This is a genomic window from Pseudoxanthomonas sp. GM95, assembly GCF_900109775.1.
In the GTDB taxonomy this organism is placed as follows: Bacteria; Pseudomonadota; Gammaproteobacteria; order Xanthomonadales; family Xanthomonadaceae; genus Pseudoxanthomonas_A.
Genome location: NZ_FOAX01000003.1, coordinates 152,782 through 177,576, shown reverse-complemented (window position 1 = coordinate 177,576; position 24,795 = coordinate 152,782). Strand labels below are relative to the sequence as shown.

Genomic DNA, 24,795 nt, shown 5'->3' with positions numbered 1-24,795 from the left:
GTGGTGCGCACCGCGAGCCTCCGGCACGTGCCATGCACGCCCAGATGCGCTAGCGTGCCGGACTTTCCCGTCACTGCTGGACTTCGCATGACCCGTACCCTTGTGCTTGCCGCCGCCATCAGCCTGGCGCTGGCCGCCTGCAACGGAAAACAGGAGGCCGATTCCGTGAAGACCGCCGAGACCGCACCGGCCACCACGCCGGCCCCGCAGCGCGACAACCCGCTGCTGACCGCCAGCACGCTGCCGTTCCAGGCGCCGCCGTTCGACAAGATCCAGGACGCCGACTACGCGCCGGCCTTCGAGCAGGGCATGGCCCAGCACCTGGAAGAGATCAACAAGATCGCCGACAGCACCGAGGCGCCGACCTTCGCCAACACCATTGAAGCGATGGAGAAGACCGGCGAGACCCTGAGCCGCGTCTCGCGCATCTTCTTCGGCATCGTCCAGGCCGACACCAACCCGGCGCGCGAGAAGATCCAGGAAGAGATCGCGCCCAAGCTGGCCGCGCACCAGGACGAAATCAGCCTCAACCCGAAGCTGTTCGCCCGCATCAAGGCCGTCTACGACCAGCGCGACACGTTGAACCTGGACCCGGAAGCCAAGCGCCTGGTTGAGCGTGACTACGAAGAATTCGTCCGCGCCGGCGCGCAGCTCTCCGATGCCGACAAGGCCACCCTGCGCAAGCTCAACGTGGAAGAAACCACGCTGTCCACCCAGTTCCACCAGCGTTTGGTCGCTGCCGCGGCCGCCGGTGCGGTGGTGGTGGACGACAAGGCCAAGCTGGCGGGCCTGAGCGATGGCGACATCGCCTCGGCCGCCGAGGACGCCAAGACCCGCAAGCTGGACGGCAAGTACCTGCTGGCCCTGCAGAACACCACCCAGCAGCCGGTGCTGGCCTCGCTGAGCGATCGCGAGCTGCGCGCCAAGGTGCTCGAAGCCTCCGAGACACGCACCGAGCATGGCGATGCCAACGACACCCGCCAGACCGTCCAGCGCCTGGCCCAGCTGCGCGCGCAGAAGGCCAAGCTGCTCGGCTTCGACACCTACGCCGCCTACAGCCTGTCCGACCAGATGGCCAAGACGCCCGATGCGGCGCTCAAGCTGCTGACCGATACCGTGCCGGCGGCCACCGCCAAGGCCAAGGGCGAAGTGGCCGAGATGCAGAAGGTCATCGACAGCCAGCAGACCGATCCCAAGAGCGGCTTCAAACTGGCCGCCTCGGACTGGGACTTCTATGCCGAGCAGGTGCGCAAGGCCAAGTACGACTTGGACGAGTCGCAGATCAAGCCATATTTCGAGCTGGATAACGTGCTGCAGAACGGCGTCTTCTATGCCGCCAACCAGCTCTACGGAATCACCTTCAAGGAGCGCAAGGACATCCCGGTCTACAACCCGGACATGCGTGTGTTCGAGGTGTTCGACCATGACGGCCAGTCGCTGGCACTGTTCTACGCCGACTACTACAAGCGCGATTCCAAGTCCGGTGGCGCGTGGATGGACGTGTTCGTCGAGCAGGACGGCCTGACCGGCGCCAAGCCGGTGGTCTACAACGTGTGCAACTTCACCAAGCCCGCCGCCGGCCAGCCGGCATTGCTGAGCTTCGATGACGTCACCACGATGTTCCATGAGTTCGGCCATGCGCTGCACGGCATGTTCTCCAAGGTGAAGTACCCGTCGATCGCCGGCACCAGCACCTCGCGCGATTTCGTCGAGTTCCCCTCGCAGTTCAACGAGCACTGGGCGACCGATCCGAAGGTGTTCGCGCATTACGCCAAGCACTACCAGACCGGCGAAGCGATGCCGAAGGCACTCGTGGAAAAGATCCAGAAATCCAAGACCTTCAACAGCGGCTACGCCACCACTGAATACCTGTCGGCGGCGCTGCTGGACATGGCCTGGCACACCGTGCCGGCCGATGCGCAGCTCAAGGACGTGGATGGCTTCGAGGCCGAATCGCTGAAGAAGTTCGGCGTTGACCTGGCCGAAGTCCCGCCGCGCTATCGCACCACCTACTTCGACCACATCTGGGGCGGCGGCTATGCGGCCGGCTACTACGCTTACTTCTGGGCCGAGGTGCTGGACGACGATGCGTTCGAGTGGTTCAAGGAGCACGGCGGCTTGAATCGTAAGAACGGCGATACGTTCCGCGACAAGATCCTCTCGCGCGGCAACACCGTCGAGCTGTCGCAGCTGTATCGCGACTTCCGCGGCAAGGATCCGAGCGTGGATGCGCTGCTGGAGAATCGTGGGCTGAAGTGAGGCGGTTTCCTTCTCCCCTCGGGACATCAGTCCCCTTCTGGGGAGAAGGTGCCCGTAGGGCGGATATCGAAGCCGCGGCGAGCGGCTGAGATACGGCGGCGAAGCCCTCGCGTTCTCAACCTTCGCGAGGCTTCGCCTCAACCCTCACCCCAACCCCTCTCCCGGAGGGAGAGGGGCTAAAAGCAAAAAGGGACGGCGCAAGCAGTCCCTTCTTCTTTGCAGCAGGCGCTTGTCGCGCTCAGCCCATATGCAGTCCACCGTTGACCGCGTAGTCCGCGCCGGTCACGTACGCCGCTTCATCCGAGACCAGCCACGCGCACAGGCCGGCGACTTCATCGCCGTTGCCCAGGCGGCGCACCGGCACCGAGCTGGCCAGGCGCTCCAGCACGTCCGGCGGGAAGTTGCTGATCGCCGCGCTGGCGATGTAGCCGGGCGAGATGGTGTTGACGGTGACGCCGCGCGCGGCCACTTCCTGCGCCAGGGCGCGGGTGAAGCCGGTCATCGCTGCCTTGGCGGTGGCGTAGTTGACCTGGCCGATCTGGCCCTTGTGCGCGCTGACCGAGCCGATGTTGACGATCCGGCCCCAGCCGCGCGTGCTCATGCCATCGACCACCTGCTTGGTGATGTTGAACAGTGCATGCAGGTTGGAGTTGATCACCGCCTGCCAGTCGCTGCGCTCCATCTGCCGGAACAGCATGTCGCGGTTGCCGCCGGCGTTGTTGACCAGCACGTCGATCTCGCCGACTTCGGCCTTGACCTTGCGGAAGGCGGCCACGGTGGAATCCCAGTCGGCGGCGTTGCCTTCGGAGACGATGAAATCAAAGCCGAGCGCGCGCTGCTCGCGCAGCCAGCTGGCCTTGCGCGGCGAGTCCGGGCCGCAGCCGGCGACCACGGTGTGGCCGCTGCGCGCGAGTTTCTGGCAGATCGCCGTGCCGATGCTGCCCATGCCGCTGGTGACGTATGCGATGCGTAAGGTCATGACGGAGTTTCCCGAGGATGAGGAATCAGCCCGCGACAAGCGGGAACAGCGAGAACAGCAGGCCGCCGGCCATCAGCACCAGCGATACCAGCACGGCCCACTTCAGGGTGAACTTCTGGTGGTCGGCGAAATCCACCTTGGCCAGCCCCACCAGCAGGTAGGTCGAGGGCACCAGCGGGCTGAGCAGATGCACCGGCTGGCCGGCCAGCGAGGCGCGCGCCATTTCCACCGGGGTGATGCCGTATTCGGCCGCGGCCTGCGACAGGATCGGCAGCACGCCGAAGTAGAAGGCGTCGTTGGACATGAAGAAGGTGAAGGGCATGCTGGCCAGCGCGGTGATCACTGCCAGGTACGGGCCCCAGGCATCGGGAATCACGGCCAGGAAGCTGCGCGACATCGCCTCGACCATGCCGGTGTTGGACAGGATGCCGGTGAAGATGCCTGCGGCGAAGATCAGCGAGACCACCGACAGCACGTTGCCGGCGTGGTTGACCAGGCGGCGGCGCTGCTCGGCCAGGTTGGGGTAGTTGATCATCAGCGCGATGGCGAAGCCGATCATGAAGAGCACCGGCATCGGCAGCACGCCGATCACCAGCGCGGCCATCAGCACCGTGGTCAGCGCGAAGTTCACCCACAGCAGCTTGGGCCGCTTGATGTCTTCCACGTCCTCGACGGTGGGCAGCGCGTCGCTACCGTCATCGGCGACCGAGGCGTCCATCCAGTCCTTGTCGCCGGGCAGGGTGATCGTGCCCAGGCGCTTGCGCTCGGACAGGCCCAGCCACCAGGCCAGGGCGATGATCGTGGCCAGCGCCAGCAGCATGGTCGGGATCAGCGGCACGAAGATGTCGGCCGGGTCCACGTGCAGCGCGGTGGCCGCACGCGCGGTCGGGCCGCCCCACGGCGTCAGGTTCATCACGCCGCCGGCCAGGATGGTCACGCAGGTCATGTTGAGCGCGTTCATGCCCAACCGCCGGTACAGCGGCAGCATCGCAGAGGCGGTGATCATGTAGGTGGTCGAGCCGTCGCCATCGAGCGAGATCAGCATCGCCAGCGCCGCGGTGCCGACCACGATCTTGAGCGGATCGCCCTTCACCAGGCGCAGGATGTGGCGCACCAGCGGATCGAACAGGCCCGCGTCGATCATCACGCCGAAGTAGAGGATGGCGAACATCAGCATCACGCCGGTCGGCGCGATCTTCTTGATGCCCTCCAGCATCATCTCGTTGATGCCGGTGCCGAAGCCGCCCAGCAGGGCGAAGACGATCGGCACCGTGATCAGGGCCACCAGCGGCGAGAGCCGCTTGGACATGATCAGGTACATGAAGGTGATGACCATTCCGAAGCCCAGCGCGGTCAGCATCGGTATTTCCTCGTGTTGCGTGGAGCGCCGCTCGCGCGGCGCGGACGGGTTAGAAGTCGTACTGGAAGCGCCCGGTGATGGCGCGGGTGTGGTCGAGCGTGGTGGCGGTGCGCTGGTCGCGGTTGCGGCTGTCGATCAGGTTCACCATCAGCCGCAGGTTGGGCGTGAGGTACCAGTTGGCGCCCAGCGTCCAGGCCTCGGTGGAGGCGTCGATGGTGTCGGCGCCGCCGATCAGGTGCTGCTCGCCGTCCATGCGGTCGTAGCGCAGCGCCAGTTCCAGCGCGCCGGCTTTGTGGTTGATGCTTTTGATGCGGCCGAAGCGCCCGGTCTTGCGGTCGTAGCTGCGGCTCTCGCCGGTGGCGAACCAGCTGACGAAGCCGTAGGTGGAGGTCACCGTCGCGCGCTGCGCGCCATCGTCATAGACCCCGCCGATGAACTCGCCCTGCCACGACCACGGGCCGCGCACTTCGGCGTATTCCACCGCCCACTTGTCCACGTCGGTATCGCGGCCGGCGTTGAAGCGGGCGAGGGTGACCTCGCTGTTGACCGCCAGGTCGTTCTCCGGGCCCGGCTGCACGCGCAGCGTGGCCGCGCCATCGGTGCCGGGATGGTCGAAGGCTTCGTGCGCCAGCGACAGGCCCAGGTGGCGTAGCGACGTGCCCTGGTCCAGCGGCAGCCAGGTGCCGCGGCCGCCGATCGCCTTGCCCTTGGAGCGGCTGTTGTCGATGGTTTCCAGACTGTAGGCGCTGGCCGCCCACGTGCCATGCGGCAGCACGGCCTGCCAGGACACGCCCTTGCGGTAGGTCGAGGCCAGGTTGCTGGCGCCGTAGCCGCGCTCCAGGAACTGCCCGTAGTTGGAACTGGTGCGGTCGTCCAGGCTGAAGTACTGCTTGAACTGGCCCACCGTCAGGATGCCGCTGTCGAAGGCCTTGGTGATGTAGACATCGCGCGCGGCGATGCCTGCGCTGCCAGGTTCGTCCTGCAGGCCGGCCAGGTCGATCTCGGCCTTGTATTCGAAGCCGTAGAACTTGCCCGACACGTCCAGCCAGATGCGGCGGAAACGGGTGTCGTCGTCGTTGGGCGTGCCGCGATCGTCGTTGTTGAAGCTGGCGAAGTCCCAGTTCACACGACCGCCCAGCACTGCGGTGACAGGACCGTCATCCTCGCCATCGGCGGCGAACGCGGGGACGGACAGGCACAGCGACAGGCAGACGGCGGCCAGGCCGCAGGGCTTCAGAAGTTGATGGTGCACAGACCCTCCCAGGTGCATGTGTGGCGTCGGCAACGCCAGGTGCGGCGTGCGAAGTGGGAGCGAGCCTAGGCGCTGGAAGCTGTCATCGACCTGTCGCTGCACCGCGTCATTGGTGGGATGGACGTGGCGCGCCGCAGGTGGAATGCTGCGGCGCCTTGCGCCCCTGACGACGTGCCCGATGCGCATCCTGCTGGTGGAAGACAACGTGGACCTGGCCGATGCCATCGTGCGGCGCATGCGTCGCAGCGGCCACGCCGTGGACTGGCAGCACGACGGCCTGGGCGCGGCCAGCGTGCTGCGCTACCAGAGCTTTGACCTGGTGGTGCTGGACATCGGCCTGCCGCGCCTGGACGGCCTGTCGCTGCTGGGCGACCTGCGCGATCGCGGCGATGCCACGCCGGTGCTGATGCTGACCGCGCGCGACGGCATCGAGGATCGCGTGCACGCGCTCGATGTAGGCGCCGACGACTACTTGGCGAAACCTTTTGACTTCCGCGAATTCGAGGCGCGCTGCCGGGTGCTGTTGCGGCGCAGCCGCGGCCAGGCGAGCGCGGCGATCCAGGTCGGCACGCTGGTGTTCGACAGCGCTGCGCACACGGTGCAGGTCGACGGTGCGCCGATCGAATTGCCCAACCGCGAGTTCCGCCTGCTGGAGATCCTGCTGGGCAAGCTGGACCAGGTGGTGAGCAAGGACGAGATTGCCAAGGGCCTGTTCGGCTTCGACGACGAAGCCGGCCCCAATGCGATCGAGCTGTACATCGGCCGCCTGCGCAAGAAGCTCGGCGAATCGCCGCTGCGCATCAGCACCGTGCGCGGGGTCGGCTACAAGGCCGAAAGCGCGCTCGAATGAACGCCGTGGCCACGCCCTCGCCAACGCGCGCGCCTTCGCTGCGGCGCACGCTGCTGCTGTACCTGGGCGGGCTGTCGATGCTGGCGATCTGCGTGCTGTTCTTCACCGCGCGCGCGTACGGCGATCGCGCGGCCAATCGCTCCTACGACCATCTGCTGGTGTCTTCAGCGCTGTCGATCCTGGGCAGCGTCGCGCTGGCCGATGGCGAGTGGCAGGTGGACCTGCCGTATGCGGCGATCGACCTGCTGTCGATGGCGCCGGAAGACCGCGTGTTCTATCGCGTCTCCGATGGCCAGGGCCGCACGATCACCGGTTACGGCGACCTGCCCGCGCCGCGCCGCGCGCCCCAAGAAGGCAAGCCGGCGCTGTTCGACGCGACCTACAGCGCCGAGACCGTGCGCTTTGCCGTGGTCACCCGGCGCATCTCCACGCCATCGGGCCAGGCGCAGGTGCTGGTGGAAGTCGGCCAGACCCGGCGCGCACGCGATGCGCTGGCTGGCGACCTGGTGCTGCGTGCGCTCACCGGCCTGGCCCTGCTGTCGGTGCTGAGCGCGCTGCTGGTGTGGCTGGGCGTGCATCGCGCGCTGCGCCCGCTGGCGCGGGTCGAGCGTGACCTGTCGCGGCGCGAGCCGTCCGACCTGCGTCCGTTGAGCGACGGCACGCCACAGGAGATGGCGCAGATGGTGGCCGCGCTCAACCGCTTCATGGAACGCCTGCAGACCAGCAACGAGAGCCTGCGCGCGTTCATGGCCGAGGCCGCGCACCAGATGCGCACGCCGCTGGCCGCGCTGCGCGCGCAGGCGCAGCTGGGGCTCGATGAAGAAGACCCGGCCGACATGCGCCGCAGCCTGGTCGCGGTCGAGCGCAACGCCAGCCACATGAGCCGCCTGCTCAACCAGCTGCTCAGCGACGCCAGCGTGCTGCACCGGGCCAACCTGCAGCACTTCGAGCGCGTGGACCTGGCCGAAGTGCTGCACCACGCCCTGCACGATGCGGTGCCGGCGATCGAGCCGCAGCCGCGCGTGCACCTGGCCGTGTGCGCCGAACCTGCGCACGTGCATGGCGACGCCCTGCTGCTGCGCGAGGCGATCAAGAACCTGATCGACAACGCGCTCAAGCATGGCGGCGCCGACGGCCCGCTGCAGGTCGCGCTGACGGTCGATGACACGCACTGCCTGCTGACCATCGCCGATCACGGCCCGGGCATTGCCGCAGCCGAGGCCAACACCGTGTTCGAACGGTTCGCGCGCGGCCAGTCCGCGCCGCAGGGCGGGGCCGGGCTGGGCCTGGCCATCGTCAAGCGTGTGGCCGACAGCCACGGCGCGTCGATCGACCTGTCCAATCGTCCCAGCGGGGGGCTGATCGTGACCCTGCATTTTCCCCGGAGTGTGTGAGATGCGGGCACTGCCACGCCTGATCGCCGGCCTGCTGCTGGGCTGGTGCGCCACGGCCACCGCCAATCCCGGCGACGTGCAGCGCTTCCCCGCGCTGTCGGGCAAGGCCACCGCGCACCTGCGCATCCAGGGCTCGACCGACAGCGAGGTGTTCGCCACGGTGATCGGCGACTACCAGCGCCTGCACCCGGACACCGAGGTGATCTACGAAGACGTGATCGCCTGGGACATGTACGAGCGCTACGTGCATCCGCCGGCGCACAGCGAGCGCGCCGACCTGCTGATCAGCGCCAGCATGGACCTGCAGATCAAGCTGGTGAACGACGGCAACGCGCTGGCCCATCGCTCACCGCAGACCGAGGCGCTGCCGTCCTGGGCGCAGTGGCGCCACGAGGCGTTCGCGATCAGCTACGAGCCGGTGGCCATCGTCTACAACACCAAATTGTTGCCGGCCAAGCGCGTGCCGCATACGCGCCGTCAGCTGCTGGAACTGCTGCGCGCGTCCGACGCGCCGCTGCGTGGCAAGGTCGGCACCTACGACATCGCGCGCAGCGGCGTCGGCTACCTGATGGCCACCCAGGACAACGAAACCGGCAGCGTCTCCACCGCGCTGCTGGCCGCGCTGGGCAGCAGCAACGTGCAGCTGGAAGAGCGCACCGGCGTGCTGCTGGATCGCGTGACCAGCGGCAACCTGGTGCTGGCCTACAACGTGCTGGGTTCCTACGCGCAGGCCCGCATCGATGCTGGTGCGCCGCTGGCCATCGTCCAGCCCGAGGACTACACCCTGGTGCTGCTGCGCACGGCGGTGATCCCGCGTGCGGCCGCGCATCCGGAACAGGCGCGCAGCTTCCTCGATTACCTGCTCTCGCCGCGCGGCCAGCGCGTGCTGGCGACCGAGGCACGGCTGAGCCCGGTCCTGCCGCAGGCGCAATCCGGCGCGCAGCAGCGCACGGTGCGCCCGATCACGCTGGGGCCGGGCCTGATGGTGTACCTGGATACCTTGAAGCGGCGCCAGTTCCTGGAAACCTGGCGTGCGACGGTGTTGCCGAACGCGCCTTCGCCGTAGCGCCGAAATTCTTTATTGGATGGTGTGGGAGCTGCTTCAGCAGCGATGGAGCTTGCTCGTTAAAGCCTCATCGCTGCTGAAGCAGCTCCCACAACAGCATCAAAGATTCAGGAGCGCCGTGAGCAATCACGAGCGCCCAGCCGGGCGCCGCGCCTTCACCAGCGCCACGTCGTTGTCCACCGAGATGTCATCCGGCGACCCCAGCCAGGCGCGGATCTGCATGTCGTCCACTTCCTTGTCCAGGTCCAGCTGCATCTCGATGTGGCCGGACGGATCGGGCAGCGCCCAGTGCTGGGCCAGCACCTTGCCGTCGGCGTCCATCGCCTCGATCCAGAACGCGTGGCTGGGGCGATGGCTGGTGTTGAGCGAGACCTGGTAGTGGCCGGGCGAGGTCTGGCGCAACGCAGAGCCCACCATCACCGGCTGCTTGGGTTCCAGGCGCACGCCCGCCAGGCGCTGCAGCGGCGCATCCACGCGCACGCCGTGTGCAAGCTCGCTGCTGCGATACAGGCGCGCATCACGCGCGTTGTTGAGTAGCAGCACGCACCAGCCGCTGTCGGGCGAATCGTTGTCGAAGGCGGTGCAGCGATCCACGTAAGCCAAGGTGTTTTCCGGGCTGGCCTTGCGGAACTGGCGCGGCGTGTCCTCCAGCGTGATGTTCTTGAGGTTCCACTGCGCGTCGTAGTCCAGCAGCACCGGCGGACGCACCTCCTGCACGCCGACCACGATGCGGTCGTCATGCACTTTCAGCGTGCGCGTTTCGTGGCCGGTCCACAGGCCGCGTGCATAGGCCAGGTAACGCGGATAGTCCGCGCCATCCTTACGCGCGTAAGCGGCGCTGGCGCTGTTGGACGGCTTGTTCTCCAGCAGCGAGCGGCCGAAGCCGATCGCCTGCAGCTTCGGGTCCAGCAGCGACAGCAGGGTCGCGCCCGAATCCAGCGTGCTGCCCGCCGTCACGTTCACCTGGCGCGGTTCAATGCCCTTGCCGAGCATCAGCAGCAGATTCTCGCGCGGGAGCGTCTTCAGCGTATCGGTCAGGTCGTTGGGCATGGCCAGGTGATCGGATGACACCACGATCAGCGTGTCGTCGCCCCAGCGACTGTTGCGGATCTTTTCGACCAGCTCGGAGATCAACCGGTCCGAACACTGCAGCGCGCTCAGCAGTGCCACATCCTCGAAGCCACCGCCCTGGTAATGCTCGTCCTTGCACGACACCGGCAGATGCCCGGCCGGATGGTGCGTGTCCATCGTGAGCGCGCTGAGCATGAAGGGCTGGCCATCGCGCGCCAGCGCCTGGAACTGGTCCCACACCTGGTCCAGCATCACATCGTCGTGCACGCCCCACGCGGAGAAGTGCTCCGGCGCGATGTCCTGCTGCTTGAACCACGCCAGGTCGCGCACGTCGTCATAGCCGTGGCTGGCCAGGAAACTGCCCTTGCCGGCAAACGCACCATCGGCGCCACCGATGAAATCGTTGCGATAGCCCTGCGTGCGCAGGTAGTCGCCGATGCACTGCGCCTCGGGCAGGAAGCTGGCCATGCGGCCGAAACTATTCTCATCGCTGGGCGAGGCCGTCAGCGGCACGCCGCACTGCGAGGAGACCATGCCGGCGATGGTCCAGCCACCGCCATCGGCCGAGGTGACGCCGCGGAAATCCAGGCCTTGCGACGCCAGCTTGGTCAGGTGCGGCATCAGGCCGGGAAACGCCTTCTGGTCGAAGTAGGTGCGCTCCAGGCTTTCGCCGTAGATCCACACGATGTTCTTGCGCCGCGGCAGTTCCTCGCGCGGCACGCGGTATTCGGCGGCCACCGTGCTGCCATCGACCGGGCGCGTCTGTCGATACAGGCGCATCCCATCGTGATACAGCGGGCTGACGAACACGGCCACCAAGGCAGTGGCCATGAAGCCCGCAAACACCGTGCGCCCATGCGGCGCCTTGCGGAAGCGCTTGATCCGGCCCAGCGCCAGCGGCAGCAGCGAGATCAACAGCAGTGCGATGTAGACCGCGATATCGCCGGAGAAATCCGACACGCCAGCACCTTCCATGCCGGCATTCAGGTGGTAGAGCGTGGCGGCATTCAAGCCATCACCACTGAGCTGGTCGATGAACCACCAGCTGCTCAGCGCCATTGCGAGCAAGGACAGCACGCCTGCTTTCAGCCAGGCCCAACGGCCCGACGCCAACAGCAAGCCCACCATCCCCAACAACGCGGCCGTCAGCATCAACTGGTGCATGCAACCCGACTTCCGTGGTGGGGGAAGGTCGAGAGTAGCCACACCTGTTTTTCGCCTACAACTTTTCCATGAACACTTCATGACAAGCGCATGATGTGTCGCGTGTTTCGGACAAAAGCGCTTTATGGGTTTTTTACAAGACGCGGCCGGGGTGTTCGCCAGATCCCGCTTGGTCTGGGGGTGCCTGGCGTGGTGAAAAAATGGCCACGACGTGCCTCGCAAAGGGCGGCTGTTTTGACGCGTTATTGACGAAATTGCAAGGTGTGACCCAGCGCCACATTTGCGCGCGCTTTGCGCAACCCGCGCCTGACAGGGCCGCCATCCGGGCGGCGGCGAGGCGGCTTCGCCCGGGCTGTCCTAGACTGTGCCGATGACGCCGCCCACCCTCCTTGTCGCCGATGACCACCCGCTGTTCCGTGCCGCGGTGCTGCATGCGCTGAGCACGCGGTTTCCCGGCGTCGTGGCGGCCGAAGCGTCCAGCGTCTCGACCCTGGGCGCGGCCCTGGAGGCACACCCGGAGGTGGCCTTGGTGCTGCTGGATCTGGCCATGCCTGGCGCGCGCGGCCTGTCGGCGCTGGCCCTGCTGCGCGGCGAGCGCCCGGACCTGCCGGTGGTGGTGATTTCTTCCAACGACGATCCGCGCGTGATCCGCCGCGCGCAGCAGTTCGGCGCGGCCGGCTTCATTCCAAAATCCTCGCAGGTCGATGCGATCGGCGAGGCGGTGGAGACGGTACTGGCCGGCGGCACCTGGTTCCCGCCGTTGACCGCCGCGCGTTCGGAAGAAGACGCGCAGCTAGCCGCGCGTTTCGCCCAGCTCACCCCGCAGCAGTTCCGCGTGCTGATGCTGCTGGCCGAAGGCCTGCTCAACAAGCAGATCGCCGCCGCACTGGGCCTGGCCGAGAATACGGTCAAGATCCACGTCGGCGCGGTACTGTCCAAGCTCAACTGTCGCTCGCGCACGCAGGCCGCGGTGATGGTGCGTTCGCTGGAGCTGGATGACGTGCCGGCGTCGGATGACGCGTTGCCTTGATGGCGGTGGTGTTGTGGGAGCTGCTTCGACCGCGATGAAGCGTTCCCGATGAAGGCCCATCGCTGCTGAATCAGCCCCACAAGTGCAGCGTCCAAAAAGCCCGCTAGTTCAAGCGGCCCGTCGCCATCAGGCGCTGGGTCACCACCGCGCGCAACGCGGCCGGCGCGACCGGTTTGGCGAGGAAGCCGTAGCCGGCTTCCGCGGCCTGTTCGCGCGTGGCGCGATCGGCCTGGCCGGAGATCACCACCACCGGCGGTGGCTGGGTCCAGTGCGTGGTCAGGCGTTCGAGCAGGCTGGGGCCGTGTTCCTGGCCCAGCTGCAGGTCCAGCAGCACCAGATCCGGCGCGGGCTGTTCAGCCAGCGCGGTCAGGCTGGCCACGTCGTGGGCCACCTGCACGCTGCAGCCCCAGCTGCCCAGCAAGACCGTCATCGCCTCGCGCGTGGCCGCATCGTCGTCCACGCACCAGACCTGCGTGCCCTGTAGCGGCAACGGCGCGGCGGTGGCAGGCGCTGTCGCGACCACGGGAGCGGAGGGCGCGGTCTCGGTCGCCAGCGGCACGGTGATCGAGAACACGCTGCCGCGCCCCGGCCACGAGCGCAGGTCCAGCGGATGCTCCAGCAGGCGCGCGGTGCGCTCGACGATCGACAGCCCTAGTCCGGCACTACGACGATCGTGGCGGATGCCGTTATCCAGCCGCTCGAACTCCTCGAAGATCGCGCCGCGCTTGTTTTCCGGAATGCCCACGCCGGTATCCCAGACCTCCACGCGCACTGCGCCCGACACGCGCCGGCAGCCGAGCAGGACGCGTCCGCGCGGCGTGTTGTGCAGCGCGTTGGAGAGGAAGTTCTGCAGCACCCGGCGCAGCAGGCCCGGATCGGTATGCACCCGGGTGCGGGTCGGCACCGCGGTCAGCGTCAGGCCCTGCGCCTGGGCAAGGATGCCGAACTGCGCGGCCAGTTCATTCAACAGCGGCCCCAGCGCGATGTCCTCGATACGCGGCTGCAGCACGCCGGCCTCCAGGCGCGAGACCTCCAGCATGCTGGCCAGCAGGTCGTCCTGCGCCGACAGCGCGGTCTGCGCACGCTGCATCAGATCACGGGTCTCGCCGTCATCCAGTTTGCCGCGCAGCACGCCCAGGAACATGCGCGCGGCGTTGAGCGGCTGCAGCAGGTCGTGCACGGCGGCGGCGACGAAGCGCGCCTTGTAGCGGTTGGCGTTCTCCGCGCGCACGGTGGCCGCGCGCAGATCGGCGGTGCTGTCTTCCACACGCCGCTCCAGCGTGCTGGCCAGCGTGCGCAGGTCGCGCGCGGCAGCAACGTAGGTGGTGATGTCGGCGAAGCTGGTGACGAAGCCGCCATCGGGCATCGGGTTCCCGCGGATCTCCAGCACGGTGCCGTTGGGCAGCTCGCGCTCGTGCATGTGCGCGCCGCCGCTGCGCAGGTGGTCCAGGCGGCGCTGGATCGCTTCTTCCACCTGGCCCGGGCCGAGCCAGCCCTTGCGCGCGTTGTGACGGAAGAAATCCTCGATCGGCCGGCCGACCTGCATCAGGTCGTTGGGGAACTGGAACATCTCCTGGTAGCGCGCATTCCACGCCACCAGGCGCAGCTGCGCATCGACCACGCTCACGCCTTGCGGCAGGTGCTCCAGGCTGGATCCCTGGCCTGAGGCGGCCGCGCGCGCGGCATCCACCAGGCCGTCCTGCGCCGAGCGCAAAGCCTCGGCATGGTGGGCGACCATGCGCTCGAGTTCCTCGCGGCTGCGGCGGCGGTGTTCGGCCAGGCGCGTGCGCTGGCGCACGAACAGACCCAGCAGGATCACCGGCAGCCAACACGCCACCACCACCGCAGCCGCGCTCCAGCCGGCGGCGGTGCTGCGATCGCGGCGCAGCGCGTGCAGGGTCCAGTGCGGCTCGCTCAGCGGCAGCGATTTCCACAGCCACAGGCCACGCGCGCTGGGGTTGCGCAGCTGCACGCGCCGATCGCCATCGTCGAGCGTATCGACGGCCTGCATGCGCGCCAGATGCAGCGCCTGGCCGGCGTACTGGCGCGTGTCGCGCAGGTCCTGCTCGTCGCGCGCGGTCAGTGGGCGCAGTTCGCTGTAGCGCCAGTGCGGTGCGCTGGCCAGGAACACGATGTCATGTACGTCGCTGAGCAGCAGCAGGTCGCGGCTCTCGCGCCATTCGGTCTGCAGCGTGTCCAGGGTGATCTTGACCACCACCACGCCCAGCTTGCGGCCCTGCGCGTCGCGAATGGCTTCGGAGATGAAATACCCGGCCACGTTGGTGGTCACGCCGATAGCGTAGAAGGTGGCCGAGCCATCGCGCATCGCATCGCGGAAATACGGGCGGAAGGCGTAGTTCTGGCCGACATTGCTGGCTGGCTCGTCCCAGTTGCTGGCCGCGATGGCCAGCCCGTTGTGGTCGATCAGGGTCAGCGTGGAGACATGGGTGGCGCCGTTGGCGACCACCAGCTTGTGGTTGAGCGCATCGACATCCAGGCCGGCCGGGTCGCGCTGCAGGGCCGCGCGCAGTTCCGGGTCCAGCGCCAGCACGGTGGGCAGCACGCGGTAACGCTCGACCAGGCGCTGCAGCGACTGCGCGCGCAGGTGCAGCTGGTCTTCCAGCGCCCGCTGCTCATTGGCCAGGGTCGCGTTGCGCGCGAGCACGCCGCCGGTGATGGCGGTGATGGTGATCAGGGCCGCCAGCAGCGACCAGCCGGCAATGCGGATCAGGCGGGGAGACATGCGCGCGAGCGAAGGCGAGGGGACGGGCGCGGCATGGTCGCATACCCGGCTCGCGCGGCCAGCAACGTCCTTGTGGGAGCCGCTTCAGCGGCGATGAGACCTTCCCGGTCGAGCCTCACGCCGCTGAAGCGGCTCCCCCAGCGGCGCGGTCCCGCGAAGTGGGAAGGGCGCCATCGTCACGCCCCGGCAACGCCCTAGTACCAATGTGCTATCGGCGTTGGCCGGCCCAGGGGCTACTTTGCGCCACGTTCCGTAGGGAAGGCTGTCCCGCCTGCGCCTGCGTCCAGATCACCAGGGAGTCCACCGAAGATGCACGTTCCCAGTTCGGGCCTGTCGCCCGCCAAACCGCTTCCGTTCTACCGGCACCTGTACTTCCAGGTGATCGTGGCCATCGTCATCGGCGTGCTGGTCGGCTACTTCGACCCCAAGCTGGGCGAATCGCTCAAGCCGCTGGGCGATGCGTTCGTCAAGCTGGTGAAGATGATCATCGGCCCGGTGATCTTCCTGACCATCGTCACCGGCATCGCCGGCATGACCCAGCTCAAGAGCGTGGGCCGGGTGTTCGGCAAGGCGATGATCTACTTCCTGTTCTTCTCCACGCTGGCCCTGGTGGTCGGCATGGTGGTGGCGCACGTCGTGCAGCCCGGCGCGGGCATGAACGTCAACGTGGCCGACCTGGACCACAGCAAGGTCGACGAGTACGTGTCCAAGACGCACGACATGACCGTCACCGGCTTCCTGATGGACATCATCCCTAAGACGTTGATCAGCCCGTTCGTGGGCGACAACATCCTGCAGGTGCTGTTCGTGGCGGTGCTGTTCGGCATCGCGCTGGCGATGGTGGGTGAGCGCGGCAAGCCGGTCGTGGACTTCCTCAACGCGCTGGTCACCCCGGTGTTCCGCCTGGTCCACATCCTGATGAAGGCCGCCCCGATCGGTGCCTTCGGTGCGATCGCCTTCACCATCGGCAAATACGGCCTGGAAGTGCTGACCAACCTGGCCTGGCTGGTGGGCAGCTTCTACCTCACCTCGCTGCTGTTCGTGCTGGTGATCCTGGGCATCGTGGCGCGCCTGTGCGGGTTCTCGATCCTCAAGCTGATCCGCTACCTGAAGGCCGAGCTGCTGCTGGTGCTGGGCACCTCCTCGTCCGAGTCGGCGCTGCCCTCGCTGATGGAGAAGATGGAGCAGGCCGGCTGCAAGAAGTCGGTGGTGGGCCTGGTCGTGCCGACCGGCTACTCGTTCAACCTGGACGGCACCAACATCTACATGACCCTGGCGGCGCTGTTCATCGCCCAGGCGACCAACACCGAGCTGACCCTGGGCCACCAGATCACGCTGCTGCTGGTGGCGATGCTCAGCTCCAAGGGCGCCGCCGGCGTCACCGGCGCGGGCTTCATCACCCTGGCCGCCACGCTGTCGGTGGTGCCGGAAGTGCCGGTCGCCGGCATGGCGCTGATCCTGGGCGTGGACCGCTTCATGTCCGAGTGCCGCTCGCTGACCAACTTCACCGGCAATGCCGTGGCCACCATCGTGGTCTCGCGCTGGGAGAACGCGCTGGACCGCGACAAGCTCAACGCCGCGCTGGACGGCAAGCTGGTCGAAGATCCGGACCGCCTGCCCAATCCGGCCTGATCCACGGCCACGCCACTGAACGACGAGGCCGGGCCCAACAGCCCGGCCTCTTTCACTCCCGGCCATGCGCATCGCGCATGGAGTGATGCCCCTGATGACCGCCTCCCGCTGGATGGGAGGAACGCAGGCCTGCTGCCGGCCCGGTCAGGAACGCGGCGTTAGAATCCGGTCCCTCGCCTGCTTCCCAAGACGCCCAAGACGCCGATGTCCAAAGAAGAATTCAAACAAGCCGCCCTGGACTACCACAGCCAGCATCCGCCGGGAAAGATCAAGGTCACCGCGACCAAGCCGATGATCACCCAGCGCGACCTGGCCCTGGCGTATTCGCCGGGCGTGGCCTATGCGTGCGAGGAAATCGCCGCCGATCCCAAGGCCGCCAGCAAGTACACCGCGCGCGGCAACCTGGTGGCGGTGATCACCAACGGCACCGCGGTGCTGGGCCTGGGCGACATCGGCCCGCTGGCCTCCAAGCCGGTGATGGAAGGCAAGGGCGTGCTGTTCCAGAAGTTCGCCGGTATCGATGTGTTCGACATCGAGATCAACGAGAAGGACCCGCACAAGCTGGTCGAGATCATCGCCTCGCTGGAGCCGTCCTTCGGCGGCATCAACCTGGAGGACATCAAGGCGCCGGAGTGTTTCATCGTCGAACGCGCGTTGCGCGAGAAGATGAACATCCCGGTGTTCCATGACGACCAGCACGGCACCGCGATCATCGTCGGCGCGGCGGTCATCAACGCGATGCTCGTCACCGGCAAGAAGATCGAGGACGTCAAGCTGGCCACCACCGGCATGGGCGCGGCGGGCATCTCCTGCGTCAACATGCTGGTCTCGCTGGGCCTGAAGCCCGAGAACATCCTGGCTTTGGACCGCGACGGCGTGATCCACACCGGCCGTACCGATCTTGACCCGGACAAGCAGCGCTACGCGCGCGATACCGACAAGCGCACGCTGGCTGAAATCGTCGAAGGCGCGGACATCTTCCTGGGCCTGTCGGCCCCGGGCATCCTGACCTCCGAGATGGTCAAGTCGATGGCGGCCCAGCCGATCATCTTCGCCCTGGCGAACCCGAACCCGGAAATCATGCCCGAGGACGCCAAGGCCGCACGCGCGGACGCGATCATCGGCACGGGGCGCTCGGACTACGCCAACCAGATCAACAACGTCCTGTGCTTCCCCTACCTGTTCCGCGGCGCGCTGGACTGCGGCGCCACCGGCATCAACGAGGCGATGAAGGTCGCCTGCGTCAAGGCGATCGCCGCGCTTGCGCGTCGTGAAGCCTCGGATCTGGGAGCGGCTTACGGCGGCGAGACCCCGAGCTTCGGCCCGGAATACTTGATCCCGCGTCCGCTCGACCCACGCCTGCTGGTGGAGCTGTCCTCGGCCGTGGCCCAGGCGGCGATGGACTCGGGCATCGCCGAGCGCCCGATCGAGGACATGGAGGCGTACCGCGAGACGCTGAGCCAGTTCGTCTACCGCACCAGCCTGATGATGAAGCCGGTCTACGACCAGGCGCGCAAGGACCGCAAGCGCGTGGTCTATGCCGAAGGCGAGGAAGAAGTGGTGCTGCGCGCGGTGCAGACCGTGGTCGACGAAGGCGTGGCCTTCCCGATCCTGATCGGCCGCCCGGACGTGATCGAGCAGCGCATCGCGCGCATGGGCCTGCGCCTGACCGCCGGCGAGCACTACGAAGTCACCAACATCCATGACGACCCGCGTTTCAACGAGTACTGGCAGACCTACCACGCGCTGACCGAGCGCAAGGGCGTCACCGTGGCCGCGGCCAAGGAGCTGATGCGCTCGCGTCCGACCCTGATCGCCGCGGTGATGGTTGCGCGTGGCGAAGCCGACGCGATGCTGACCGGCATCGTCGGCCGCTTCCACAAGAAGCTGGGCTATGCGCGCAGCGTGATCCCACTGGAACCCAAGGTCAGCTCGACCTCGGCCATGACCGGCGTGATCAACCAGCAGGGCGCGTTCTTCTTCGTCGACACCCACGTGCACGAAGACCCCAGCGCCGAGCAGATCGCCGAGGCCACGCTGCAGGCGGCGTATCGCCTGAAGCTGTTCGGCATCGAGCCGAAGATCGCGCTGCTGTCGCATTCCAACTTCGGCAGCCATGATTCCAAGGACGCGCTGAAGATGCGCCGCGTGCGCGAGCTGCTGCTGCAGCGCAAGCCCGACCTCAACGTCGATGGCGAAATGCAGGGCGACACCGCGTGGGACGAGGCGCTGCGCAGGCAGATCATGCCCAACAGCACGCTCAAGGGCCGCGCGAACCTGTTCGTGCTGCCCAACCTGGAAGCGGCCAACATCGCCTACAACCTGGTGCGCGTGTTCACCGACGGCGTGGCAATCGGTCCGATCCTGATGGGCGTCTCCAAGCCGGTGCATATCCTCACCAGCAGCGCCACCCCGCGCCGCGTGCTCAACATGACCGCCATTGCCGCCGTCGACGCACAGATCCGCGGGCAGCTGGCGGAGAAGAGCGAAGGCTGAGGCTAAGGCGTCCGCTTGTTTCCTGTGTCACGAGAAAGGCCCGGTGCAGACCGGGCCTTTTTCTTTTGATCTTTGCCAAGACGGATCTGGTGGCTACTTGCGGCCATAAGCGGACGGTGGGAGCACCGTGTTCAATCCGACACGCACGCATATTCTGAGATTCAGAGCGAGCGGACGATCTTTTCCGATTCTGCCCACAGTCTGCCGGCGATTTCAGGATTCTCAACGTCGAGGCGTGGCCTCGTGACATTTGAGTCGGCGAGGTAGGTGCCCCCCAAACGCGATGCTTTCGGGCTCACGGCTGCAAACACCCCAGTTGCAGCGCCTTCACCAACCGACTTCAGAAAGAGAGGGCCAATCGCTTTCACTAGCACGCTCACAATCGGCCCCATGTTACGTGCAAGGTTGGTGTCAACTACCCCGGGATGAACGGCATATGCCACTTTTGCAGTACCTGAAAAGCGACGTTGCAGCTCTTTCGCAAAAAGCATATTGGCCATTTTGGACTGTCCATAAGCCGTCAGCGGCTGATACCCCTTCTCACCAGAGAGGTTGTCAAAATCGATTGCGCCAACTGGAGCGCGGGCGTGCAAGTCGCTACTGATCATTACCACTCGCGCCCTTTCAGTGAGCTGTTCCAGCAGGCCCGTTACCAGCATGAAATGTCCGATGTGGTTGGTAAAGAACTGAAGTTCGTATCCGTTGGACTTCTCGAGCTTCGGCAGCATCATGATTCCTGCGTTGCAAATGATGGCGTCAAGCCTGCGCTTGTCCATCTTGATTGCCTCGACGCAATCCCTCACTGAGGTGGGATCAGATAGCTCGCAGGCATAGCCAATGGCACTGCCTGGAAAGCGAGCACAGGCCGCCTCCGCTTTCTTCTGGGTACGTGCCGCTCCTAACACCACGGCACCTCGAAGAGCCAGCACCCGGCATGTCTCTGCACCGATGCCTGAGTTGCAGCCAGTCACCAAAATTGTTTGTCCCTTAAGCGAAATCCCCTTGGTGACAGTCTCTGCCGTTGATCCATACCCAAAGCCAGTTGGCCCCACTGATTTAAACATTGCCAATAGAGACATAGCGGTTCTCCTGCTCGTCGCGAAGCGACATAGCTCTGGGTCTGTGCACTTGCATAGCGAATAGATCAAGCACAATGAGCGTGCGTCGCCATCAGCACTGAGTGATTCTTGCAGTGAGCTGGCTTAAGCCGAACGGACGGAGGGCTTAGTCCAGTCCCGTCTTACCGGGGATCCAGTAGGCCTTTGCCTTGATCTTCTCGAGACCACGGGCGCGCAGACTGCTGCGCACCCTCAACACAAGCTCTGAGCCACCCGTGATCGCAATGACCGCGCCCGGCAGTTCCTGCATTGCTGATTCAACAAGATCAGCAATGTGATCCGTATCCACGGGAGGAGCCGTCCTAATCATGCTCAAGCCCACTGACTCTGACGCTTCTGCGACCTCTCCAGAGTCAGACGCAATCACAGCTCTGATCTGTCCCGGTCGATCATGCTCAAACGAAGCAGCGAGAGCGATGCTTGTCTCGTCACCAATGACAATGACAGGGCCGAGCGGGATCTCTAAAGAGCGCTGCGGGCCGACGTATCGAAGTTCGTCTCCGGGACCGATTTCGGAGAGCCAGTGCGCGCCCGGTCCACCGGCATGCTTCCAGCCTAGGAGCAAGAAACCTCCTGGAATGGGGATGGGCGTATAAGTTCGAACATCATTTGACGGCAGTAACACCTGCAACTTGGAGCCTGCCGGTGTCGGCTCATCCTGGCACCGCAGCCCCACGCGCCGGAAGCCACCGATGTCTTCTATGGAGTCGACGGTTGATCGATTGAGACGTGATTCCGCGAAAATTCTGAAAAGCCGGCCTTTCATTGATGCCATGGGCAATCCTTGATGCGCGCAACCATAATGGCCGCCCACATCAGTTGCTACGCTGACGCTGCAAGCTGATAAACGTTCAGCCTGAGAAGGTGCGCCTGGATAGCAATGATGGGGGGCTCAACGAAAGTGGACGAACTCACTCCCGGATCAGGAGGCTGCGCTTAGAGTGCTTCTTCTGCAGCGGCTTGATAGGTTGTTCTCACCTTCGGCTGGAAGCCCAAGGTGCGCGCCAATCCGCCATCGATGACGCCATACCACGGATTCTGCAGAGGCGCAGATGAAGCAGATAGAGGATCACCTGCGATCTTGCATAGCTCATGGATGGTCATCGGCGCCTCGTCGACAATATTGACAATCCGGCCATCGAGCGCGCCCGTCAGAGCAAGCTCCATGCTCGTATAGATGTCGCGGTGGTGAATCATGCTCAGCCTGTTTGCAGGGTGCCATTTGAACATGCCTGCTAGCTTCGGAATCATGTCGATGTGACCATCCTTGTCTCCATAGACGAATCCGAACCGCTGAATCGACCAATTCAAGCCACTCTCTTGCAGCTCCTTCTCTGCGGCAAATTTGCTAGCCGGATAATCCATCTTGGGCTCGACAGGGTCGCTTTCCAGGGCTGGGTGTTCGCTGTCGACGTTGTAGACCAGGCCAGTGCTGGCCATGATGAAGCGAGCATCTGGTGCAACGGATCGAGTTGCGGCAATCAAGTTGCGTGTTCCAACGACGTTGGCTTCCCAGATGTCTTCTGGCACCGGGGTTCTCAACACAGCTGCCAGATGGATGATGGCGGAGGCTCCTTCAACAGCCGACGCCAACGCGGACGGATCAGCGAGATCCGCTTCAATGGGCGTGACGCCCTCAGGTAGCGACTTGCCCGCGCGCACTATTGCTCGGCAATCAATGCCACTCGCTACAATGCGCTTAAGCAACCTCGAACCGACCAGTCCGGTTCCACCAGTCACAAGAATCTTCATGTTTGGGTATCTTGGTTTTAGGAATCATTGAGTCTCTCCGTAGCGACCTGAAGTACTTTGGTGACCGTTTCGAGCGTTTCCTCGTCGACACCCTCGAATGCAATGCTCAAGATCATTGCGATCGGATCTGGAAGTTCTTTCCACAGCTTCTTACCCGAGGCAGTTAAAGCAAGCACGCGCTGTCGCTGATCATTTGGGTCGGGTGTCTGTTCGACAAAGCCTTTCCTCACCAACGCACTGACAACATCGCTCAGTGTTGGCTTCTCGATTTGCAGCAAGCTCGGGAACTCGCGTTGCGGCGTTGGGCCTGAATTGGCTAGCTGATACAGGACGTACCACTGCGTTGACCCCAGGTCATAGGGGCGCAAGATGCGTTCAATGGCAGCTCGGCTTGCGAGGTGATAGCGCTTGGCCCATGCACCGGCCGAAGTGTGGTTAGAACCGCTCAAAGATCCTCCTTGGTTCGCTACCGAACCAATATTGGTAGGTACCGAACAACATGTCAACATTTTTGTTTGAGATGCAACTTGGGGGCATCTCTCTTTCTTCGAGCCTCAAAACCTGACGGCCCTTAGAGGCTAGCTTAAGGTCGACGTGCTAGTTGGTTGTCATTTGCTGTAGCCGGGTCGGTGGAGCCAAGACAAGGGCTCGCGCTCGCCTGATGCGGCAGGAGAACAACCTACTCCGCTCGCTAACGAGCCGCATTCGTTCGGTGTGGGTCCGCTTTGGGTCGTTAGCTGCCTGCGAGTCGGAAACAAAAGCGCAGCAAGCTGGCATCAAGTTCATGATCCTGCGTTGAGCCCTCGCAGCGCTCAATGCGTTTTCTGCGCTGCGCGCTCCTGTGCAATGAGGTGGTCGGCAATCCGAAGTACGTCATCCCAGCTTCTGCCTTTGACTAGATATTTCCCGTCGACGACGATGGATGGCGTGGAATTCATCGTGCTTTGGATCGCGAACTGCCTTGCCTTCTGCAGGCGTGCGCTCACCGCGAAACTCTTCATGGTTGCGCTGAACTGTTCCGCCGTAACGCCGTACTGGCTGTAGAACTGCGCGATCTTGCTTTCATCGATCGTCTGGCCTTCGCCGGGCAGCGTGCCGTCGACATGGACGGCTTTGTAGGCAGCTTCATGTGTTTTCGCCGAGATCCCCAACACCTCGGCTGCGTAAAAGGCGCGGGCGTAAACGGCAAAGTCGGGCCGGAAGGTGGCGGGCACGTAGGTGACCCGGACGTCGGAAGGAAGTTTTGATTTCCAGTCCAGAAAACGCGGGCTGTACTGGTAGCAGAACGGGCAGATGTAGTTGAAGAATTCCACGACTTCGATCTTGCCGTTCGCAGGCTCGAAAGGCTGACCATCCGGAATGGCGATGTAATCGGTCCCGGCGATCGGCGCCGGCCCCTGTGGTGGTGTGACCCTGTTGTCGTTGGCGAGGTGCGTGTCTTCCGCGGGTCCGGCAGCGTCGGGTACCTGGGTGGGTGGCGTCTTGCGTTGCGTCGCATCGGCAGTCGGTGACGACGCAGGGGCGGCCGGTAGCGCACTACTTGCTTCCTGTGCGACGGGTTGAGAACAGGCGGCCAGCAGGGAGATGAGCAGGCACAGCATCACGATGCGAGATGATTTCAAACGTTCGCTCCTTGCGATTCAAATAGTCCTGGATGCTGCCGTGGGTTCGCACGATTGCGAGCGCTCAGAGATCCGGCATGCTGGGAGATTAGCTGGCGCCCGCATTCTGCTGTCAAGCAGACCGCAACATGGCGAGGTGCTGGCGGTGCCCCTGATGCGAAAGGACGTGTTTGCTAGGCCGAGCGCTTGCCCTGGCACCTTTGTTGGGCTTGGCATCGCAGTGATGGCACGTTGTTCGGCGAATGCCCGCCGGGGATGTCGATTCCCAGGTCGCCCGTTCGTCATCAAGACAACAGGGCGGTGCGGCGATCTTGCCGGCGGCCTGCGATCCGGACCATGCTGGTGCCGGGCACCCATGAGGAGAATGCAATGCGCGAGTTGAAGCTGGCCATGTCCATGACGCTCGACGGCTTCGTCAGTGGGCCCAATGGCGAGATCCAGTGGGTGTTCAACGGCGACCATGCGGCCATCGAATGGAAGGTACAGGCGCTGTGGGACGCCAGCCTGCACATCATGGGCAGCAGGACCTTCGGCAACATGGCTGGATTCTGGCCGACCTCCACGCTGGTGTTCGCGCCGGTGATGAACCAGATCCCCAAGGCGGTGTTCTCGCAGCAGGACCCGGCCATCTTCAAGGCGCTGGGCATGCAGGCCATCGATGCGGCCAACGCCAGCGGCGGCGCGTTGCAGGAGGGCGCCGGCAGCTGGGCCGAGGCCTACGTCGCCGGCGGGGATCTGATCGATGAGGTGAAACGCCTCAAGGCACAGGACGGCAAGCCGATCATCGCGCACGGCGGCGCGCAGTTCGCGCGCAGCCTGATCGCGGCCAACCTGGTCGACGAATACATCCTGGGCGTCTACCCGATCGTGTTGGGCCAGGGCCAGCCGATTTTTGCCGACCTGCCGGCGCCGCGGCCGTTGACGCTGGTCAGCACGCAGGTGTTTCCGAGCGGCTTCCAGGCGCAGGTGTTCCGGCCGGCGTGAGGGCCTCGCGTTGCGCCTGCGGA

The 24,795-nt window shown here is 65.2% G+C and carries 18 protein-coding genes; 8 read left to right on the top strand and 10 right to left on the bottom strand.

The genetic code is table 11. The annotated features are described in order from the left end of the window. Positions 1-87 precede the first annotated feature (87 nt). On the top strand, positions 88-2,259 hold the full coding sequence (gene dcp / locus BMZ17_RS15660; RefSeq protein ID WP_093140398.1) for a peptidyl-dipeptidase Dcp: 2,172 nt from the start codon (positions 88-90) through the stop codon (positions 2,257-2,259). 238 nt (positions 2,260-2,497) lie between these two features. On the opposite strand, the gene phbB is transcribed toward dcp, so the two are convergent. Genes phbB through BMZ17_RS15645 form a run of 3 tightly spaced genes read right to left on the bottom strand, consistent with a single transcriptional unit; the run spans position 2,498 to position 5,868 of the window. Further along, the gene (phbB, locus tag BMZ17_RS15655; RefSeq protein WP_093140396.1) at positions 2,498-3,238 is read right to left on the bottom strand and encodes an acetoacetyl-CoA reductase; all 741 of its coding nucleotides are present in this window, start codon (positions 3,236-3,238) and stop codon (positions 2,498-2,500) included. Positions 3,239-3,263: 25 nt separating this feature from the next. Next, positions 3,264-4,598, bottom strand: coding sequence for a CitMHS family transporter (locus BMZ17_RS15650; protein ID WP_093140393.1), 1,335 nt, complete (start codon positions 4,596-4,598; stop codon positions 3,264-3,266). Positions 4,599-4,647: 49 nt separating this feature from the next. After that, positions 4,648-5,868, bottom strand: a complete 1,221-nt coding sequence (locus BMZ17_RS15645) for an OprO/OprP family phosphate-selective porin (RefSeq protein ID WP_093140390.1) — start codon at positions 5,866-5,868, stop codon at positions 4,648-4,650. 160 nt (positions 5,869-6,028) lie between these two features. Between BMZ17_RS15645 and BMZ17_RS15640 the strand changes: the two genes are divergently transcribed. The 3 genes from BMZ17_RS15640 to BMZ17_RS15630 are packed head-to-tail and all read left to right on the top strand — an operon-like array spanning position 6,029 to position 9,160. After that, positions 6,029-6,700 carry a response regulator transcription factor gene (locus tag BMZ17_RS15640; RefSeq protein WP_093140387.1) on the top strand — a complete coding sequence of 224 codons (672 nt, stop codon included), beginning with the start codon at positions 6,029-6,031 and terminating at the stop codon, positions 6,698-6,700. After that, positions 6,697-8,094 carry a sensor histidine kinase gene (locus tag BMZ17_RS15635; protein ID WP_093140384.1) on the top strand — a complete coding sequence of 466 codons (1,398 nt, stop codon included), beginning with the start codon at positions 6,697-6,699 and terminating at the stop codon, positions 8,092-8,094. The genes BMZ17_RS15640 and BMZ17_RS15635 overlap by 4 nt, the downstream gene beginning before the upstream one ends. Before the next feature lies 1 nt (position 8,095). Continuing rightward, positions 8,096-9,160 (top strand): ABC transporter substrate-binding protein, encoded by a 1,065-nt coding sequence (locus tag BMZ17_RS15630; RefSeq protein ID WP_093140380.1) that lies wholly within the window; start codon positions 8,096-8,098, stop codon positions 9,158-9,160. A 126-nt stretch (positions 9,161-9,286) separates the two neighbouring features. Here BMZ17_RS15630 and BMZ17_RS15625 read toward each other — a convergent pair whose 3' ends face one another. Then, a complete protein-coding gene (locus tag BMZ17_RS15625; RefSeq protein WP_093140377.1) occupies positions 9,287-11,395 on the bottom strand; it encodes a phosphoglycerol transferase I in 2,109 nt (702 codons plus the stop codon). Between the two features lie 370 nt (positions 11,396-11,765). Between BMZ17_RS15625 and BMZ17_RS15620 the strand changes: the two genes are divergently transcribed. Beyond that, positions 11,766-12,425, top strand: a complete 660-nt coding sequence (locus BMZ17_RS15620; RefSeq protein WP_093140373.1) for a LuxR C-terminal-related transcriptional regulator — start codon at positions 11,766-11,768, stop codon at positions 12,423-12,425. Between the two features lie 103 nt (positions 12,426-12,528). Here the strand turns inward: BMZ17_RS15620 and BMZ17_RS15615 are convergent, their stop codons facing one another. Beyond that, positions 12,529-15,168, bottom strand: a complete 2,640-nt coding sequence (locus tag BMZ17_RS15615) for a hybrid sensor histidine kinase/response regulator (RefSeq protein ID WP_093140370.1) — start codon at positions 15,166-15,168, stop codon at positions 12,529-12,531. Positions 15,169-15,477: 309 nt separating this feature from the next. On the opposite strand from BMZ17_RS15615, the gene BMZ17_RS15610 reads away from it, so the two are divergent. Continuing rightward, positions 15,478-16,800, top strand: coding sequence for a dicarboxylate/amino acid:cation symporter (locus tag BMZ17_RS15610; protein WP_093140366.1), 1,323 nt, complete (start codon positions 15,478-15,480; stop codon positions 16,798-16,800). A 204-nt stretch (positions 16,801-17,004) separates the two neighbouring features. Beyond that, on the top strand, positions 17,005-19,296 hold the full coding sequence (locus tag BMZ17_RS15605; RefSeq protein WP_093140362.1) for an NADP-dependent malic enzyme: 2,292 nt from the start codon (positions 17,005-17,007) through the stop codon (positions 19,294-19,296). A gap of 161 nt (positions 19,297-19,457) precedes the next feature. Here BMZ17_RS15605 and BMZ17_RS15600 read toward each other — a convergent pair whose 3' ends face one another. The 5 genes from BMZ17_RS15600 to BMZ17_RS15580 form a co-directional block, all read right to left on the bottom strand. Further along, positions 19,458-20,375 (bottom strand): SDR family oxidoreductase, encoded by a 918-nt coding sequence (locus BMZ17_RS15600; RefSeq protein WP_093140359.1) that lies wholly within the window; start codon positions 20,373-20,375, stop codon positions 19,458-19,460. Between the two features lie 145 nt (positions 20,376-20,520). Further along, positions 20,521-21,189 carry an SIP domain-containing protein gene (locus tag BMZ17_RS15595; RefSeq protein WP_217645827.1) on the bottom strand — a complete coding sequence of 223 codons (669 nt, stop codon included), beginning with the start codon at positions 21,187-21,189 and terminating at the stop codon, positions 20,521-20,523. Positions 21,190-21,350: 161 nt separating this feature from the next. Continuing rightward, positions 21,351-22,166 carry an NAD-dependent epimerase/dehydratase family protein gene (locus BMZ17_RS15590; protein ID WP_093140356.1) on the bottom strand — a complete coding sequence of 272 codons (816 nt, stop codon included), beginning with the start codon at positions 22,164-22,166 and terminating at the stop codon, positions 21,351-21,353. 17 nt (positions 22,167-22,183) lie between these two features. Further along, positions 22,184-22,615, bottom strand: coding sequence for a MarR family winged helix-turn-helix transcriptional regulator (locus tag BMZ17_RS15585; protein ID WP_217645826.1), 432 nt, complete (start codon positions 22,613-22,615; stop codon positions 22,184-22,186). Positions 22,616-22,978: 363 nt separating this feature from the next. Then, positions 22,979-23,788, bottom strand: coding sequence for a thiol:disulfide interchange protein DsbA/DsbL (locus BMZ17_RS15580; protein ID WP_093140348.1), 810 nt, complete (start codon positions 23,786-23,788; stop codon positions 22,979-22,981). A gap of 369 nt (positions 23,789-24,157) precedes the next feature. Between BMZ17_RS15580 and BMZ17_RS15575 the strand changes: the two genes are divergently transcribed. Next, complete coding sequence (locus BMZ17_RS15575) at positions 24,158-24,772, top strand: dihydrofolate reductase family protein (RefSeq protein ID WP_093142211.1); 615 nt, start codon at positions 24,158-24,160, stop codon at positions 24,770-24,772. Positions 24,773-24,795 lie beyond the last annotated feature (23 nt).

Coding starts and splice junctions, on each gene's coding strand:
- dcp (WP_093140398.1), top strand. CDS start 88: ATGACCCGTACCCTTGTGCTTGCCGCCGCCATCAGCCTGGCGCTGGCC.
- phbB (WP_093140396.1), bottom strand. CDS start 3,238: ATGACCTTACGCATCGCATACGTCACCAGCGGCATGGGCAGCATCGGC.
- BMZ17_RS15650 (WP_093140393.1), bottom strand. CDS start 4,598: ATGCTGACCGCGCTGGGCTTCGGAATGGTCATCACCTTCATGTACCTG.
- BMZ17_RS15645 (WP_093140390.1), bottom strand. CDS start 5,868: ATGCACCTGGGAGGGTCTGTGCACCATCAACTTCTGAAGCCCTGCGGC.
- BMZ17_RS15640 (WP_093140387.1), top strand. CDS start 6,029: ATGCGCATCCTGCTGGTGGAAGACAACGTGGACCTGGCCGATGCCATC.
- BMZ17_RS15635 (WP_093140384.1), top strand. CDS start 6,697: ATGAACGCCGTGGCCACGCCCTCGCCAACGCGCGCGCCTTCGCTGCGG.
- BMZ17_RS15630 (WP_093140380.1), top strand. CDS start 8,096: ATGCGGGCACTGCCACGCCTGATCGCCGGCCTGCTGCTGGGCTGGTGC.
- BMZ17_RS15625 (WP_093140377.1), bottom strand. CDS start 11,395: ATGCACCAGTTGATGCTGACGGCCGCGTTGTTGGGGATGGTGGGCTTG.
- BMZ17_RS15620 (WP_093140373.1), top strand. CDS start 11,766: ATGACGCCGCCCACCCTCCTTGTCGCCGATGACCACCCGCTGTTCCGT.
- BMZ17_RS15615 (WP_093140370.1), bottom strand. CDS start 15,168: ATGTCTCCCCGCCTGATCCGCATTGCCGGCTGGTCGCTGCTGGCGGCC.
- BMZ17_RS15610 (WP_093140366.1), top strand. CDS start 15,478: ATGCACGTTCCCAGTTCGGGCCTGTCGCCCGCCAAACCGCTTCCGTTC.
- BMZ17_RS15605 (WP_093140362.1), top strand. CDS start 17,005: ATGTCCAAAGAAGAATTCAAACAAGCCGCCCTGGACTACCACAGCCAG.
- BMZ17_RS15600 (WP_093140359.1), bottom strand. CDS start 20,375: ATGTCTCTATTGGCAATGTTTAAATCAGTGGGGCCAACTGGCTTTGGG.
- BMZ17_RS15595 (WP_217645827.1), bottom strand. CDS start 21,189: ATGGCATCAATGAAAGGCCGGCTTTTCAGAATTTTCGCGGAATCACGT.
- BMZ17_RS15590 (WP_093140356.1), bottom strand. CDS start 22,166: ATGAAGATTCTTGTGACTGGTGGAACCGGACTGGTCGGTTCGAGGTTG.
- BMZ17_RS15575 (WP_093142211.1), top strand. CDS start 24,158: ATGCGCGAGTTGAAGCTGGCCATGTCCATGACGCTCGACGGCTTCGTC.